We start from the raw sequence: 14,794 nt of genomic DNA on the forward strand, positions 1-14,794 counted from the left end.
GCGATCGCCTGTCTATTTCCACAGCTTGCAAATACAGCGGTTCCGCTTCCGAGTACCTTCCTTGGGATTCATAAAGTAGGGCTAAATTGTTGAGGTGAGTAGCTAAACTGGGATGGTCTTCAGGAAGCGATCGCCTGTCTATTTCCACAGCTTGCAAATACAGCGGTTCCGCTTCCGAGTACCTTCCTTGGGATTCATAAAGTGCGGCTAAATTGTTGAGGTAAATAGCTAAATAGGGATGGTCTTCAGGAAGCCAACGCCTGTGTATTTCTAATGCTTGCAAATACAGCGGTTCCGCTTCCGAGTACCTGCCTTGGGATTTATAAAGTCCGGCTAAATTGTTGAGGTTAGTAGCTAAACTGGGATGGTCTTCAGGAAGCGATCGCCTGTCTATTTCTAATGCTTGCAAATACAGCGGTTCCGCTTCCGAGTACCTGCCTTGGGATTCATAAAGTGCGGCTAAATTGTTGAGGTGAGTAGCTAAACTGGGATGGTCTTCAGGAAGCGATCCCCTGTGTATTTCCACAACTTGCAAATACAGCGGTTCCGCTTCCGAGTACCTTCCTTGGGATTGATAAACTCCGGCGAGGTAATTCAAGCTACTTGATAATTCTGCTTCCATCTCTAACTCTTGTTGCAGCCCGATCGCCTTTTGAAAATAATCGATCGCCAATTCATACTCTTGCTGAAAATTTTCGCACTCTCCAGACTCTATCCTTCTGGTATAAATCTTCCCCATAGTGGCATAAAGACTTGCCAAACTGGGGTCTTGGAGTCCTTTTTTCTGTTCGGTTCGCGCGATTAAATCCTGCAAATCTTCCAGCGGAATCAAACTCGGCGGTTCGCGATCGTCCTCTTCAACTAGGGATCGAAACGGTTCAAATTCAGTTTTGGGAACAGCCGCAGTTTTTTTCGTATCAAAGCGAAACACACCTTTCCGCCAACTCCAAAAATCAGGAGACTCATTGCTAATCAGAATTTCAATTTGTCGCGTCACCCACAAGACAATCGAAAACGGAAACTCCCGCATTGCTTCCCGCGTCCATTGCAAATATCCAAAAAACACTTCTTGTTCCGATCGACTTTCGCCAAATTGTTTAAAAAACCGCAGTTTTTCGACACCCGTCACGGTGATCACAGCTTTTCCCCGCTGCTGCAAATATGCTTCTTGTTCGACTAAATTGGCGATCGCCGATCGCAAACTCGGTTCACCCCTCGCCAATTCTACGCGATAGCGGCGGATATCCGGTTCGAGTTCTGCTTCATAATCCGCAATCAGGCGATCGCGACAGTCGCTATCATCGCAAACTGCGATTAGCAAGTTGAGAATATCTTTACCCGCTTCTATTGACACGAGTAAATCTTCATAATTATCTTGGTTTTGACTGTTGAGATTCGACATATAGTCACATCGTTACAGCATGGGCCGGGGCGGGTTTACAAGATAGTTAGTTTTCCCCAGAGATGGCTGGTCAAACCCGCCCCTACGAGAACGAAAATTATACAATAACAAATTTATTAGCTAGCGGTTTCAACCGCCGAGTTTATTTGTTGAGTATAAAAGAAATTATTCACGCGGAAAATCATCTCGCTGCTTTAACAATTCTAGCACGATCGGGTGAATGTCGTACCACAAAACAGCATTGCGATATTCCAAAACATATAACCCATGCAGCAAATCCAAAAACCCTTGTGCTTTCGGGTCAGCAGGTTTAAAATCTCTATAAGTTGCTATCAACATCTCATAATCAGTTGTTCCTAAACGGGTATCAAAATCGATCCGCAATTTATTGATCGCTTCCTCAAACACCTCAGCATTAATTTTAACCGCCGCTTCTGGATTCCGTCGCACCAACCGCAAACAAATGCGACAGCATTCGTTAGCAATTCTAATCAATTCTCGCAATACTCCACCGCTGTAGGCGACAAGGCGATCGAGTGTTTCCGGTTCGATCAATTCGCTTCCCAAGCGTTTAGCTAAAACCTCTTTCAATCTCGCCGCCGGTTCCGCCATTGCAACAGCATCAGCATTCCGGCTTTCCCCGCGTTTAAACAGCTTACTTACTGGCATAAACACGACTTGATTGTTAGTTTCCGTTTCTACGGTAGCGGCTAAAGAGACATCTCGCAGCGCCGAAATAGGAGTTGTTAAAATAATTCTAAAATTTGGCAAGAAAAGCGCTTTAATATGTTCTTGATAAACTTGGCGGACGACACCTAAATCCAACTTGTCCAGGTCATCAATCACCACGATTATGTCTTTTTTCGCGCCTTCTCGAACTACGGCTGCAATCTCGTTAATTGTCGCAACCAAATCAGAAACTTTGCGAAGAAACTCTTGTTTGATTTCCTCGCGAATCGTCGCATCAGCTTTTAACTTGCCTTGAATCATCTTAAACAAGTTAAACCCCACCGATCCGCTGGCGCTCAATTCGTCAATTTTTGTTTTAGTTTTAGTGGCAAACCAGTTCTCAAATGATTCTTTAGTTGATTTTTTGATGGGAATTTGCTGTTTGTCGGCTGCATCCATCAACTGAACGGCGATCGCAAACAAAATATTAATATGATTAACATCCGACATTTCGATTAAGTCGGAAATCGAGAAAAAGACTGTAAAATAGCGATCGTCCATCTGGCGGCAAAACTCAGCCAACAGTGTAGACTTACCGCAACCACGATGTCCCGTAAAAATAATTTTACCGCTACCGGAAGGGTCATCTTCGACTAATTGCTCTAATTCTTCAAGCACTTCTGTCCCGTATTCTACGCGGAAGTTCTCGACTTCTTTCGGAGTGATCAGCGGCGATAACTCCATATTTGCATAGGCTGTCCGAAAGGATTCTAGTAATATTTTGGACATGGCACTCTGAGGCTATTATTTAATGTTCTTCATGATTATAAGCTGTCTAGCATCTAAATTGATATAGCAACCGCCAAGGCGGTTAGGACACGGCAGTGCCGTGTCCCTACAATTAATCTGGCAATGGTTATATCTCTCAGGTCGTGTTCGTGATTATTTTCGGGTAGGGAAACGGCATTGCCGTGTCCTGCGTAGCTCAACACAATTACTTCCAGCCCAACCACCGCAACAAAGGCACAACCAAATAATGACTCACTCCCAAACAAAGCCCAATCGCACTTCCCAACAAACCAAAAAACACAATTGAACCCCAAACTTGGAGCCAGCCGAAGGTAACGTTAGAGAGTGACAAAATCCCAAAGAAACTCCCCGGAAAAATGTTCCAAGCATTCAGAAAGAGAAACATTCCCGTAGAGAACACAGCCACTACCAAAGCGTGAACTAATTGATGGCTCCGCAAACCCATTCCCACAGTCAAAGAGGCGATTGCAAAAGCTCCCAAAATAACCCCCTGCACACCGCTAGAAGCTGTTGCTTCCATCCAGCACAAACCCGCCAACAAATAGCCCTGAGCTCCCATCAATCCAGACAGCCAATACTGTTTTTGCTGGCGAAAACTCCCCGCATCCGTCAAACCGATCGCAGTTCCCAATCCCGCAAACCCAAACAGCAGCACTTCCGGCCCGACAGCGAATGTCATGTTAGGAATTAATTGCTGCAAACCTTCATTCAGAAAACTAGCAATTTGCGGGCCAATAGGCGAAGCATAACCCAAAACCAAACCGCCGATCGCCCCCGCACTTCCACCAACGGCACCCAGCACCATTTCCCAGCCCGTATCCAGAGAAGCTACCACGATTTGGGCGATCGCGCCGAACACAAAACCCGTCAGGCTGACAGTTTTTTGTGCCCCCGCCACCACTACTTGCCGGCAGAATTCTAAAATAGCTTGACCCATTGGGGCGATCGCGATTTTGCCGTTACTCCTAGCATAAATCTCCTGCAAACGCGCCCGAACATCACCAGCCGTCGCCGGACGTTCCCGCACATTCGATCGCACCATATCGTCCAACAAATTCGCCAAAGGCGGACTCACAGATACAATGTGGCGCCACCGCAACTCCCCCGTCATCGGATCTTCAATTTCCGCCGGATACTTCCCCGTCAGCAAATGAATGCAAGTCCGCCCCAGCGCATAAAAATCCGTCGCCGGCACCACACCGCCGCCGACAATTTGTTCCGGCGGACTGTACCCAGGCGAAATCAACCGCGTCGAACTCGGAGAATCTTTCCCCACCGGTTCGACACCGCCCATCTGTTTAACTCCCCCAAAGTCGATCGTCACCAATTGCAGTCCGCCCAAACCCTTGCTAAGCAAAACTTGGGGCGATTCCGGGTCTCGCAGCATCAAATTTGAGGGTTTAATGTCGCGGTGAATAATCTGACACCTGTGCAACTCCTCTAAAATTTCCACAGCTTGACTCAGCCAACTAAACACCCATTCCTGCGGACATCCTTGAGGGTGCTCGTCGAGAACTTCTTCTAAAGTTTTGCCATGAATCTTTTCCATTACCAAACAAGGCAGCCGCTTCGCCGCAGGATTTCCATCCCCGCCTGCAAAATTTTGCGTTTGGACGTGAAAATAACCGTCAGGCTCGACTCTAGGGACGCCTGGGTGCCGCAAAAGTGCCAAAACCCAAGCTTCTTGCTCGAACAGTTTCAGCGCTTTCGGGGCAGTTTCGAGCAACACTTTCAGGACGCGCTCGGTTTGAGTTTCTTTGTCCCAAACTGTGAAAATCGCTGCAAAACCCCCGGAACCGAGGCTTTCTAGAGGCACGTAGCGATTTTTTAGCTGCAGGGGAGCCCCGCAACTATGACAAAAATTGTTGCCCCAAGTCTGAGGGTAGGGCCTTGGGCAATCTGGATTGATGCAGTGGACGGCTTTTGAAGGGGGGTGAGGCACAACCAGAGTAAAAATGGGGCTAAATATCCATAGTAGACTTACGCGCCGCTAACGCAGAAACCCGGTTTTCAGCGAGGTTAAATGGCTGTAACGACGGATTTGGTTTGAGAGCACAAGTCCTGTCCCTATTATGTGCTATGCTGTCGATTTTTGAGTTGGCCGACCCAGAGTCACGGGATTTTGGATTTTAGATTGCTACATACTGAATTGTAGTTGAGATCGATCGGGCGATCGATCTTAACTCCCAACCACAACTTTAGGTATTTCTAACTACTTCCCTCTGGCCCATTACCCCTTACCAATTCTGATTTTTAAGTATTAAATTCTTTACATAAACCGTATTGATCCGCTGTTCGGCTCGCTGCATCATATCTTTCTGTCGAGCGAAATTCCTGCCCACTCTGCGATCCCCAGCCTTTCCTCCTGCATCCTTCGCCGCTGGCTTTTCATAAGATATGTTACAAATATTTGCCTAATGTAAAGCAAAATAAATAATACTTATGATGATTAAAAGAATATTAAAATTTCAGAGCGCCACTTTATTGATATATTTTTAACAGCCTGCGATCGGGCAAAAAAATTAAGCGAATACTAGGAAGCGAGATATGGCTTACGCGCAAACCCAAACTCAATCAAAGGCTGGGTATAAAGCCGGAGTTCAAGACTATAAACTAACGTATTACACGCCGGACTACACCCCAAAGGATACAGATGTTTTGGCGGCTTTCCGGGTAACACCGCAGCCGGGAGTTCCCCCAGAAGAAGCTGGAGCTGCTGTGGCCGCTGAATCTTCCACAGGTACATGGACAACTGTGTGGACTGACCTCCTGACCGACCTCGACCGCTACAAAGGTCGCTGCTACGACATCGAGCCAGTTCCCGGTGAAGACAACCAGTACATCTGCTTCATTGCTTATCCTTTGGATTTGTTTGAAGAAGGTTCCGTCACCAACTTGCTGACCTCTTTGGTCGGTAACGTGTTCGGTTTCAAAGCTCTGCGCGCTCTGCGGTTGGAAGACTTGCGGATTCCCATTGCTTACCTGAAAACCTTCCAAGGCCCTCCTCACGGTATTACCGTTGAGCGGGACAAATTGAACAAGTACGGTCGTCCTTTGCTGGGCTGTACAATTAAACCCAAATTGGGTCTGTCTGCTAAGAACTACGGTCGTGCCGTTTACGAAGTTCTGCGCGGCGGTTTGGACTTCACCAAAGACGACGAAAACATCAACTCCCAACCGTTCATGCGCTGGCGCGATCGTTTCTTGTTCGTTCAAGAAGCTATTGAAAAAGCCCAAGCAGAAACCGGCGAAGTCAAGGGCCACTACCTCAACGTAACTGCCCCCACCTGCGAAGAAATGATGGAGCGGGCTGAGTTCGCTAAGGAAATCAAAACCCCCATCATCATGCACGACTACCTGACAGGTGGTTTCACTGCTAACACCACCTTGGCCAAATGGTGCCGTCGCAACGGTATTTTGCTGCACATTCACCGCGCCATGCACGCCGTGATCGACCGTCAGAAAAACCACGGTATCCACTTCCGCGTGCTTGCCAAGTGCTTGCGGATGTCCGGCGGCGACCACCTGCACTCCGGTACAGTTGTGGGCAAACTCGAAGGCGAAAAAGGCATCACGATGGGCTTCGTAGACTTGATGCGCGAAGACCACATCGAAGAAGATCGCAGCCGCGGTATTTACTTCACCCAAGATTGGGCCTCCATGCCCGGTGTCATGCCGGTTGCTTCTGGTGGTATCCACATCTGGCACATGCCGGCTTTGGTGGAAATCTTCGGCGACGACTCCTGCTTGCAGTTCGGTGGCGGCACCTTGGGCCACCCTTGGGGTAATGCACCTGGTGCAACTGCTAACCGCGTTGCTTTGGAAGCTTGCGTCCAAGCTCGTAACGAAGGTCGCAACTTGATGCGCGAAGGCGGCGACGTGATCCGCGAAGCTTGCAAATGGAGCCCTGAATTGGCTGTTGCTTGCGAACTCTGGAAAGAAATCAAGTTTGAATTCGAGGCAATGGATACCGTTTGATGATTTTGGGTTGGAGATTTTAGGTTTTAGGTCGCAAACTTGCTGGGAAGTCTTTATCTTTGAAGAAGATTTACCAGTAAGTTTGCATCCAAAATCTAAAATCCAAAATCTAAAATTTGAGGGAGCTGGGGTCAAAATGGATCTCAAACAAGTTGCGAAAGACACCGCTAAGGTGCTGGCAAGTTACCTAACCTATCAATCCGTGCGGATGGTGGTCGCTCAGTTGAGCGAAACCAATCCTCCTCTGGCAATGTGGTTGAATGATTTTTCCACTAAGGGCAAAATCCAAGATGGAGAAGCTTACATTCAACAGTTGCTTTTGGAAAATCAAGATTTAGGATTTCGGATCATGACTGTGCGAGAGTATCTGGCTCACGATGTGACGGAATTTTTGCCAGAAATGGTTTGTACTGGCATTCAACAGGCGAATATGGAACACAGACGCCAGCATTTAGAGCGAACTACGCAACTTAATTGGTCTGTTTCTAGCAGTCATCCTGAAACATCAATAGATTCTGAACCGAATCTGGATAATTTGTCGAGTTAATCGATCGACAAGTGCGATCGAACACACACCTTAGAGATACAAAAAATGAAGACTTTACCTAAAGAGCGTCGTTACGAAACTCTGTCCTATTTGCCCCCGCTGACAGACGCGCAAATTGCCAAGCAACTCCAATACATCTTGGATCAAGGCTACATTCCCGGCGTAGAATTCAACGAAACCTCTGCCGCTGAAATGCGCTACTGGACTCTGTGGAAGTTGCCTTTGTTTGGTGCTCGCAGCGTCCAAGAAATCATGACAGAAGTTCAAGCTTGCCGTCAAGATAATCCTAGTTGCTACATCCGCGTCATGGGTTTTGACAACGTGAAGCAATGCCAAGTGCTCAGCTTCATCGTCCACAAGCCTAACACCAGAGGCTACTAAAAAATATTGGCTGGCTAATCTAACTTTTAGGTTATAGGTTAACAGTCATTGCAGATTGGAGGCGGGGAATTTTCTCTGCCTCTTTTTTTATAGCTTGCAAATGGCTTTTAACACTTGCAGCAGCAAAATGGAAGAGTCGGACTCCATCAGGTTTAGCAAAGGCATTAGCTGATAGGTTGGAGTATTGCCCCCCTGGATATTGACGAACTGATAGTGCATTCCGTTTGTTGTCAAACCCCAGATTGTGTCTTGATATTTTAAACTTTGATAAGCATAGGTTAGCAATTGGGATAAACCCATCAATGCGTTGATTCCAGAATTTTTACTTTCAATCACCAAAACCCAAAAATATGTATCGCTTCTGATAGGTTTTATCCTGTTGACAGCCAAGATATCAAACCGTCCTTTAATGATTGTATCTTCATCTTCAATGCTAATTTCGGCGATGTCTTGTTCTAAACTAATTTTAATCGGGCGGCGGTAGAAGCCAGCCAATCGCATTAAGGGAAAGGTAGTCAGAGCTTTTACCAATCCTTCAGAAACTCGATCCGTTGAAATGTAGTCATCGAAGTCATCCCTAATCTGTATAAGTTCCTGCTGTTCGTGTTCTGTGATATCTTCAAGGGATAACAGAGAGGTAAATGAGTTAGTGTACTGTTTTTGAAAGCCGAACAGACGGTGGACTTCTGATAAAGTTAGGTTTTTGGCATTAATAATTGTCATATTTTGATAGTTATTTAAGTTTTAGTTAGAACTCTAACATAGAGATTGCGGTAGTCAACTTGCACCATTCTTAGCAACAGGCTTTCCGGCCTGTGCCACAACCTATCAAGTTTCGTGTGGGGTGGGCCCGGGAGTCCGCCCATAAAAGTAGTGGTGATTTCAAGCGCCGGGTGAAAAACGGGATAACTACAAACCTAATCTATCCTTTCAATCACAATCCCATCAACTATTTCATAACCCCAATTAAAATGCCGATTTGCCAAATGCTCAGCCATGTCATACTCGCCCAAATTGCAGAGTTCAACTAACATTTGATATGCTTCATATCTTTCTCGCTGCAACCTTTCCCCCCGCAGTTTTTCTCTCTCTTGCTCAGAAGGATTTGGTCGCTCTTCCCCCAGCGGATTGATATCGCTAATTCGTTTCATATCAGCCTCATTAAAAAGGGATAGATTCTACGATTTCACCGTCAACTATTTCGTAGCCCCAGTCGGGGTTTGCAGCGATTTGTTTTTCAACTATACTTCGGCCGAGAGGAGTTTGGTAAGCTTTTTGCAAAGAGGAAATACTGGGAATTTCGGCGGGAGTTGGCGATGCTGTTTCAGCAAGTTTCGGCAGTGCTGGAATCGGGTCAGATGTGGATTGATTGAGGGCTAATTGCGGCGCGATCGCCCCTAACTTCCGCATAACGCTATCCTTGGTGATTTGCGGTTTTTCGTTGAAGGAAGAGGGCAGATATGGTGTGTCAACGCCCTGCTGTTTTGCTTTGAGTGCATCATCGGCAAGGCGATCGCACTTTCGCAGAAATCCCTCCCACAAATCTTTGCCCAAAACTGGGTTTCTCAAATCAGCACGAGCTTTGGAGACTGCTGCTTCTAGCGGTTCCCCTTTGTGCACGTAATACTGAATTCTCTCTTCTTCAAAAGCAGGATAAGGCACTTCCGGCTCGATTTCCCAATCTCGCTTAACTTTCTGACTTTCTCCTAAAGGGATGCCGGCGATAAATTCATCCCAAAAAGTCGAGGTTAAGCCTTTTGTCATGCTGTCAATAATTTTAAAGGCCCATCCAGAAGGATTGCCAAATCCTAAGCTGCGCTCTTGAGCATATGCTTCTAAAGCTCGCTGAAAGTTGTGCAGTTGTTCTTGGGAATTCCAAGGGCCGCTAAATCGGTAATTCGGGGTGACAGCAACAGCTATTTGCTGGCGGGGTTGCCCGAAATATTTGTCGGTTTTAACTACATGATTTGGGGGTGATGTTTCGCGGAAGATTTCTACAGGGTGATTGTTGTTTTCGCGGCTTATCGGTGTTATAATATCTGGCGGATTCGGTGTCCAAAAGTTATTGAGTTTTTCCTCGAAAGCGTCAATGTCCGCCCAGAGTTCTAAGGCGTCCGTGTTGGGATTTGTTAATTTTTCTTTGAGGAGCGATCGCACTTTAAGCAACCGTCTCGCGAGTTCTTGTTCTTCGCGATTTAAACCAGTGGCTTTTTCAATTTCGCTGCTGTTAGTTTCCACCCATTCGCCGGAGTTGGAATGCTGTGCTTGCCATTGCAATAATTGGCAAAGAAAAATACTCGCCACGACTCCGCCGGTAATTGTGGCTAGTTTGGGATAGTAGATGGCGGGGTTTCCGAGATTTCCTAAAAATATTCCTATTTTCATTTTGTATATTCTTAATTCCCTTGAATAGTAGGGTGCTCTTCGGCGCACCTTACCTCGACTAAACTAGCATTGAGAAACTTAAGATTTTCTTTAAGCTTCTGTCTATTCCTGACTGAATGGAGTTTCTAGAGTAAAAACGGGGATCGCTTATTCGATCGCGTGATTGACAGGAATCAGTTAAGCGTAATAATAAATTATTTACTGTATAGGTTCTCCCAAAATGAATCCAGAACGCCAAGAGGCTTATTTGAACTTAATCGAGCGAGTGCTTACCTGTCCCAACGGCCAAGAACCAGAAGTTTTGAGTTCCTGTTCCCATTTAATTGATGCGGGATTTGTGCAAATGCTAATCCAGATATCGGCTTCAATGGCCCGCGAAGGTGACGAAGATACTGCCAATTTTTTAGTGCAACTTGCTCGTTTGCTGGGGAAATCTTTGGGTTTGTCGCCGGATTTGAGGCCGGCTGGGTACAGTAGTGCAAAGGGGTAGAGAAAAAGTGCGATCGCCTCGTTGTATCATGTTTTGAGAAATGGAGGCGATTCCCTACCCTTCTGGATAGCTTTGCTTCACCTAATTTTTAAATGCAGCTATGGCTTTACAGTTTATATTCGAGAGGCTCGCAAAACTCATTCACCCCAGTTTTAAATACATAAATAATTACCGAAGTCACCAAAATATCAGGGCAAATTTTTGCTGCAACTAAATCTCTAAATGCTGCATTCAATTGTCCGTTAGTCAACTCTTCTTTCACCTCGGATTTGCAGATAGCAACGCGGCATCTTTTTGCCAATCCGTCTAACCAATTTTCTGATATATTCGGTTCTTGTCCGGCTTGAATTGCTAGAGATATCGATGCATCTTCGATGTTACCTTCGCAATCTTCGATTGCGTCGAGGGCTTTTAAGGCTTCGGGATATTCGGCTAATTGCGAGCGAAATTGGGCAATTTGTTGGGAGGTAATAATCACCATATTATTTTCCTGTGTACTCTGCTGGCGGGATTAGTTTAGCAATTAAAGTGGATATTATAGCATTTTTTTGAGTGAGGGTGGAATTGGGCGATCGCACTTAATGACATTTTTCACTAATCTTTTGGACATCGTAATAGTTCGCCTGGGGTTTAAACAAGTGTCAAAACTTAAGTATTCTTGCAGAGGACTGATGTTAAATGCGATCGATCTCTGGCATTTGCGCCCTAGTCCGCCTGGGGTTTAAACCCCTCTCAAAGCTTAAGTGCTATTGCATAGGACTGATGTTAAATTCGATTAGTTTCGTCGGTCATTGACAAAAAGTGGCGCTAAAGTAGGTTTGCAGAACTCATATTTGTAGGGAGTTAGGAAAAATGACAACCATTACTTTAAACTTAGAGACTGTCGAACTAACAGACGAACAGTTTTACCGTTTATGCCAGATGAATCGAGATTGGCAATTTGAACGGACACCTAAAGGAGAAATCATTATTATGTCACCCGTAGGCGGAGTCAGCGGCAATCGAAAAGCCTATTTAATTACAGATTTGGGCTTGTGGAACCGTAAAACGCAGCTAGGGAGAGTGTTTAGTTCTTCCACAATTTTTCGCTTGCCTAATAATGGCGATCGAGCTCCAGACGCCGCTTGGGTTAGCTTAGAAAGATGGTCTGCTTTAACAGCAGAAGAACAAGAGAAATTTCCGCCAATTTGTCCTGATTTTGTCATAGAATTGCGATCGCGCCCAGACCCGCTGCGGCCGCTTCAGGAGAAAATGCAGGAGTATCTAAACAGCGGTTTACGCTTGGGTTGGTTAATTAATCCTCTAGACGAAAAAGTGGAGATTTATCGCCCTTCTCGCGAAGTAGAGATTGTACAATTTCCTGTAAGTTTATCGGGAGAAGATGTCTTGCCCGGATTTGTGCTTAATTTGCCGATGATTTGATATTGCATCAAACTTTTCCTGTTTCCAACTGTATTTTCTTCGGACAAATATCATCATCGTACCAACCAGTCAAAGCCACCGCCAAAGCATCGGCCGCATCGTCGGGTTTCGGAATATAACCCAACTCCAACTCCCGCGCCACGGCCTCTTGCACTTCGGATTTATCCGCATTACCGCGGCCGGTCAAAGCTTGCTTAATTTGAGCCGGCGTAAACTCGAATAACGGCACTCCACACTGCGCCAATACTAGGGTCAAAACGCCCCGCGCTTGCGCTACAAGTATGGTATTTCCCATCTTGTAAAAGAACAGTTTTTCGGCAATTGCTATATCAGGTTTAATCTGTTCAATTACCTGGTGCAAATCGTCGTAAATTGTTTTCAATCGCTGTCCCATTTCCTGTTTTGGCGTTGTTTGTATGACGCCGCAATCAATCATGGAAACGCTGTTTTTATCTTGGTTGCCGGGGACAATTTGACAGGAGATTGCCCCGTAGCCAAGATTTGCTAAGCCCGGATCTAATCCTAAAATTCGTTTTTCCATGGCCAGAATTAGTAATTGGAACTGGGGAATTAGGTATGAAAATTTGGGAAGGTTTCATCACCAACAATTACCCATTTCCAATTACCAATTACCAATTACCCCTCAGTTGTTTCTAGGCCGAATACCCGATCAAACACTTTAGTCACTTTATACCCCGAATCTATTGATTCTAGCGGGTCTTTCCGCAACCGGTGCCGCAAACACAGAGTCATCACCCGGCGAATATCGTCCACAGTCACCTCTGTGCGGCATTCCAACGCCGTGAAAGCTTTCGCAGCCCGATTCGTCACCAAATCGCCCCGCAGCCCGTCTACGTCCAATTCCGCGCAAACTTGGGAGATTTTTACACGCAACTCTCGATCGATAGTTACCGATTTCAATCTTTCCTGGGCTTCCACCAACTTCTGCTGCATCTCATCTTGTTCGTGCTGATATTTCGCGAGAAACTCCGGCGGATTTTGGTCAAAACTCGATCGCTGTTCGACAATTTCCACTCTTAAATTCGGGTCTTTCACAGTCCGAATTTCTGCGTGCATCCCGAATCTGTCGAGCAACTGCGGCCGCAATTCTCCTTCTTCTGGATTCCCGGAACCGATTAAAATAAACTTAGCCGGGTGGCGGATCGAAATTCCTTCTCTTTCCACAGTATTCCAACCGCTGGCGGCCGAGTCGAGCAAAACATCGACTAAATGATCGTCGAGCAAATTGACTTCATCAACGTACAGAATGCCGCGGTTAGCTTTAGCTAAAAGCCCGGGTTCAAAAGCTTTAACTCCTTCTGACAAAGCTTTCTCGATGTCGATCGTACCGCAAACTCGGTCTTCGGTAGCGCCCAAAGGCAAGTCTACCATTTGGACTTTTTTGCGGGCGATTTTAATGTCAGTTTGAGATAAAGTACGATCGCGCACCTCATCACTCATCAAATCTGGATCGCTGGGATGACTGTTAAAAGGATCGTCAGCCACCACCTCAATTTCCGGCAGCAAATCAGTGAGGGCGCGGATTGTGGTAGATTTACCAGTACCTCGATCGCCCATAATCATCACCCCGCCAATTTTGGGATCGATGACATTCAACAGCAGCGCCAGTTTCATCTCCTCCTGGCCAACAATCGCAGTGAAGGGAAAAACAGCGCGGCGGGCTGCGGTAGCGGTAACGGTTGGTAGAGCGCCCGCATTTAGGGTATTGCTGACTTCGGCAGTAGGACTCACAGGATAACTCAAAATATAATAATTGCTTGTTTATTGTAGGGGATAAGGGATTGTCTGGGGCGATCGCAGTTGTAGGATGCCCGCGGAGCACTGAGCCCCTTCAACACTTAAGCGCAACTAAGATTTGCTGCATTTACATTGTAGATTTGTAGATTTGGGTAGATTTGGGCGGGCTCTCCTGCCCACCCCACAATAGTTTGAACCAAAATCACCAGGTACATTAAATGTAGGTAGCGCCTTCAACACTCAAGCGCAACTAAGCTTTTCTCGATCGCGACTTACGCATCAAAACCAAAGAAACCGGGTTTTTTGCCGTTTCTGCGGTTTGTAACGAAATATTGTCGCAAAAAAAACCCGGTTTCTGACCACCGGTGCGTTCAGGAGTATTTATTTGAATTGCAGCTTTGGGCGGGTTCTCCTGCCCACCCCACAATAGTTTCAGTCAACTGAACCAGTAAGTTAAATGCGGGGTGGCTTTGAATTTTTGGGCAATCGGCAACCCAACTGTAAACTAATGTAACGATTTCCCGCGATTCGCATAAAAACCTCAAGTTCCCCCAGATAGATAATTAAGAGCGCTTTGCTCGCAAAGTGCTGTAACTTTGGGCGATCGGGCAACGCTAATGTAAACTTATGTAACAATTTTCCCGAATTTGCATAAAACCCTCAAGTTCCGCCAGATATATATTTGAGTCCACTTTGAAGCAATTTTTTTTCATGGTAGTTAGTCCAAGACGCAGAAACAACGTATTTCTATCATTATTCGCTGTGCTACGTAATCGCAACCCTTTGTTTTTAGCGGTTCTTGCGTCTAGGACTGGTAGTATAGCTGTCGATCGACGATTAAGGAGCTTTAAAGTAATCGTCATTAAATTCGGTTTAACAATACTCCGGACAGTTTTTAAGCAGCCAAAGTACCATAAGACAAGACTGAAGAAAGATTAGGATGGTTTAAAAT

At 45.9% G+C, this 14,794-nt stretch carries 14 protein-coding genes; 5 read left to right on the forward strand and 9 right to left on the reverse strand.

The features are described 5' to 3' along the window. The 3 genes from QUA70_RS19150 to QUA70_RS19160 all read right to left on the reverse strand — a co-directional run. Positions 1 to 1,402, reverse strand: a 1,402-nt coding sequence (locus QUA70_RS19150) for a tetratricopeptide repeat protein (protein WP_333410547.1), incomplete at its 3' end; no start/stop codon positions are given. Positions 1,403 to 1,567: 165 nt separating this feature from the next. Further along, complete coding sequence (locus QUA70_RS19155; protein WP_333349283.1) at positions 1,568 to 2,860, reverse strand: ATP-binding protein; 1,293 nt, start codon at positions 2,858 to 2,860, stop codon at positions 1,568 to 1,570. 205 nt (positions 2,861 to 3,065) lie between these two features. Next, positions 3,066 to 4,823 (reverse strand): serine/threonine-protein kinase, encoded by a 1,758-nt coding sequence (locus QUA70_RS19160; RefSeq protein ID WP_333349286.1) that lies wholly within the window; start codon positions 4,821 to 4,823, stop codon positions 3,066 to 3,068. A 605-nt stretch (positions 4,824 to 5,428) separates the two neighbouring features. On the opposite strand from QUA70_RS19160, the gene QUA70_RS19165 reads away from it, so the two are divergent. From QUA70_RS19165 to QUA70_RS19175, 3 genes are all read left to right on the forward strand, one after another. Beyond that, the gene (locus tag QUA70_RS19165) at positions 5,429 to 6,859 is read left to right on the forward strand and encodes a form I ribulose bisphosphate carboxylase large subunit (protein WP_006632943.1); all 1,431 of its coding nucleotides are present in this window, start codon (positions 5,429 to 5,431) and stop codon (positions 6,857 to 6,859) included. Positions 6,860 to 6,995: 136 nt separating this feature from the next. Continuing rightward, positions 6,996 to 7,406: a RuBisCO chaperone RbcX gene (gene rcbX, locus QUA70_RS19170; protein WP_333331145.1), complete on the forward strand. Its 411-nt coding sequence runs from the start codon at positions 6,996 to 6,998 to the stop codon at positions 7,404 to 7,406. Positions 7,407 to 7,451: 45 nt separating this feature from the next. Then, positions 7,452 to 7,787, forward strand: a complete 336-nt coding sequence (locus QUA70_RS19175; protein WP_006632945.1) for a ribulose bisphosphate carboxylase small subunit — start codon at positions 7,452 to 7,454, stop codon at positions 7,785 to 7,787. 87 nt (positions 7,788 to 7,874) lie between these two features. Here the strand turns inward: QUA70_RS19175 and QUA70_RS19180 are convergent, their stop codons facing one another. From QUA70_RS19180 to QUA70_RS19190, 3 genes are all read right to left on the reverse strand, one after another. Continuing rightward, complete coding sequence (locus QUA70_RS19180; protein WP_333349289.1) at positions 7,875 to 8,510, reverse strand: restriction endonuclease subunit R; 636 nt, start codon at positions 8,508 to 8,510, stop codon at positions 7,875 to 7,877. Positions 8,511 to 8,704: 194 nt separating this feature from the next. Further along, the gene (locus QUA70_RS19185) at positions 8,705 to 8,938 is read right to left on the reverse strand and encodes a hypothetical protein (RefSeq protein ID WP_333331054.1); all 234 of its coding nucleotides are present in this window, start codon (positions 8,936 to 8,938) and stop codon (positions 8,705 to 8,707) included. A gap of 10 nt (positions 8,939 to 8,948) precedes the next feature. Beyond that, positions 8,949 to 10,172, reverse strand: a complete 1,224-nt coding sequence (locus QUA70_RS19190; protein ID WP_333349291.1) for a hypothetical protein — start codon at positions 10,170 to 10,172, stop codon at positions 8,949 to 8,951. Positions 10,173 to 10,392: 220 nt separating this feature from the next. Between QUA70_RS19190 and QUA70_RS19195 the strand changes: the two genes are divergently transcribed. Further along, a complete protein-coding gene (locus QUA70_RS19195; protein ID WP_333331048.1) occupies positions 10,393 to 10,662 on the forward strand; it encodes a hypothetical protein in 270 nt (89 codons plus the stop codon). A 106-nt stretch (positions 10,663 to 10,768) separates the two neighbouring features. On the opposite strand, the gene QUA70_RS19200 is transcribed toward QUA70_RS19195, so the two are convergent. Then, the gene (locus QUA70_RS19200; protein WP_333331045.1) at positions 10,769 to 11,143 is read right to left on the reverse strand and encodes a hypothetical protein; all 375 of its coding nucleotides are present in this window, start codon (positions 11,141 to 11,143) and stop codon (positions 10,769 to 10,771) included. A 371-nt stretch (positions 11,144 to 11,514) separates the two neighbouring features. On the opposite strand from QUA70_RS19200, the gene QUA70_RS19205 reads away from it, so the two are divergent. Then, the gene (locus QUA70_RS19205) at positions 11,515 to 12,084 is read left to right on the forward strand and encodes a Uma2 family endonuclease (protein ID WP_333331042.1); all 570 of its coding nucleotides are present in this window, start codon (positions 11,515 to 11,517) and stop codon (positions 12,082 to 12,084) included. Positions 12,085 to 12,091: 7 nt separating this feature from the next. Here the strand turns inward: QUA70_RS19205 and ruvC are convergent, their stop codons facing one another. Beyond that, positions 12,092 to 12,625: a crossover junction endodeoxyribonuclease RuvC gene (ruvC, locus tag QUA70_RS19210; RefSeq protein ID WP_333331039.1), complete on the reverse strand. Its 534-nt coding sequence runs from the start codon at positions 12,623 to 12,625 to the stop codon at positions 12,092 to 12,094. Between the two features lie 95 nt (positions 12,626 to 12,720). Next, positions 12,721 to 13,836: a magnesium chelatase ATPase subunit I gene (gene bchI, locus QUA70_RS19215; protein ID WP_333331036.1), complete on the reverse strand. Its 1,116-nt coding sequence runs from the start codon at positions 13,834 to 13,836 to the stop codon at positions 12,721 to 12,723. Positions 13,837 to 14,794 lie beyond the last annotated feature (958 nt).

The organism is Microcoleus sp. LAD1_D5, assembly GCF_036702115.1.
Taxonomy (GTDB): Bacteria; Cyanobacteriota; Cyanobacteriia; order Cyanobacteriales; family Microcoleaceae; genus Microcoleus.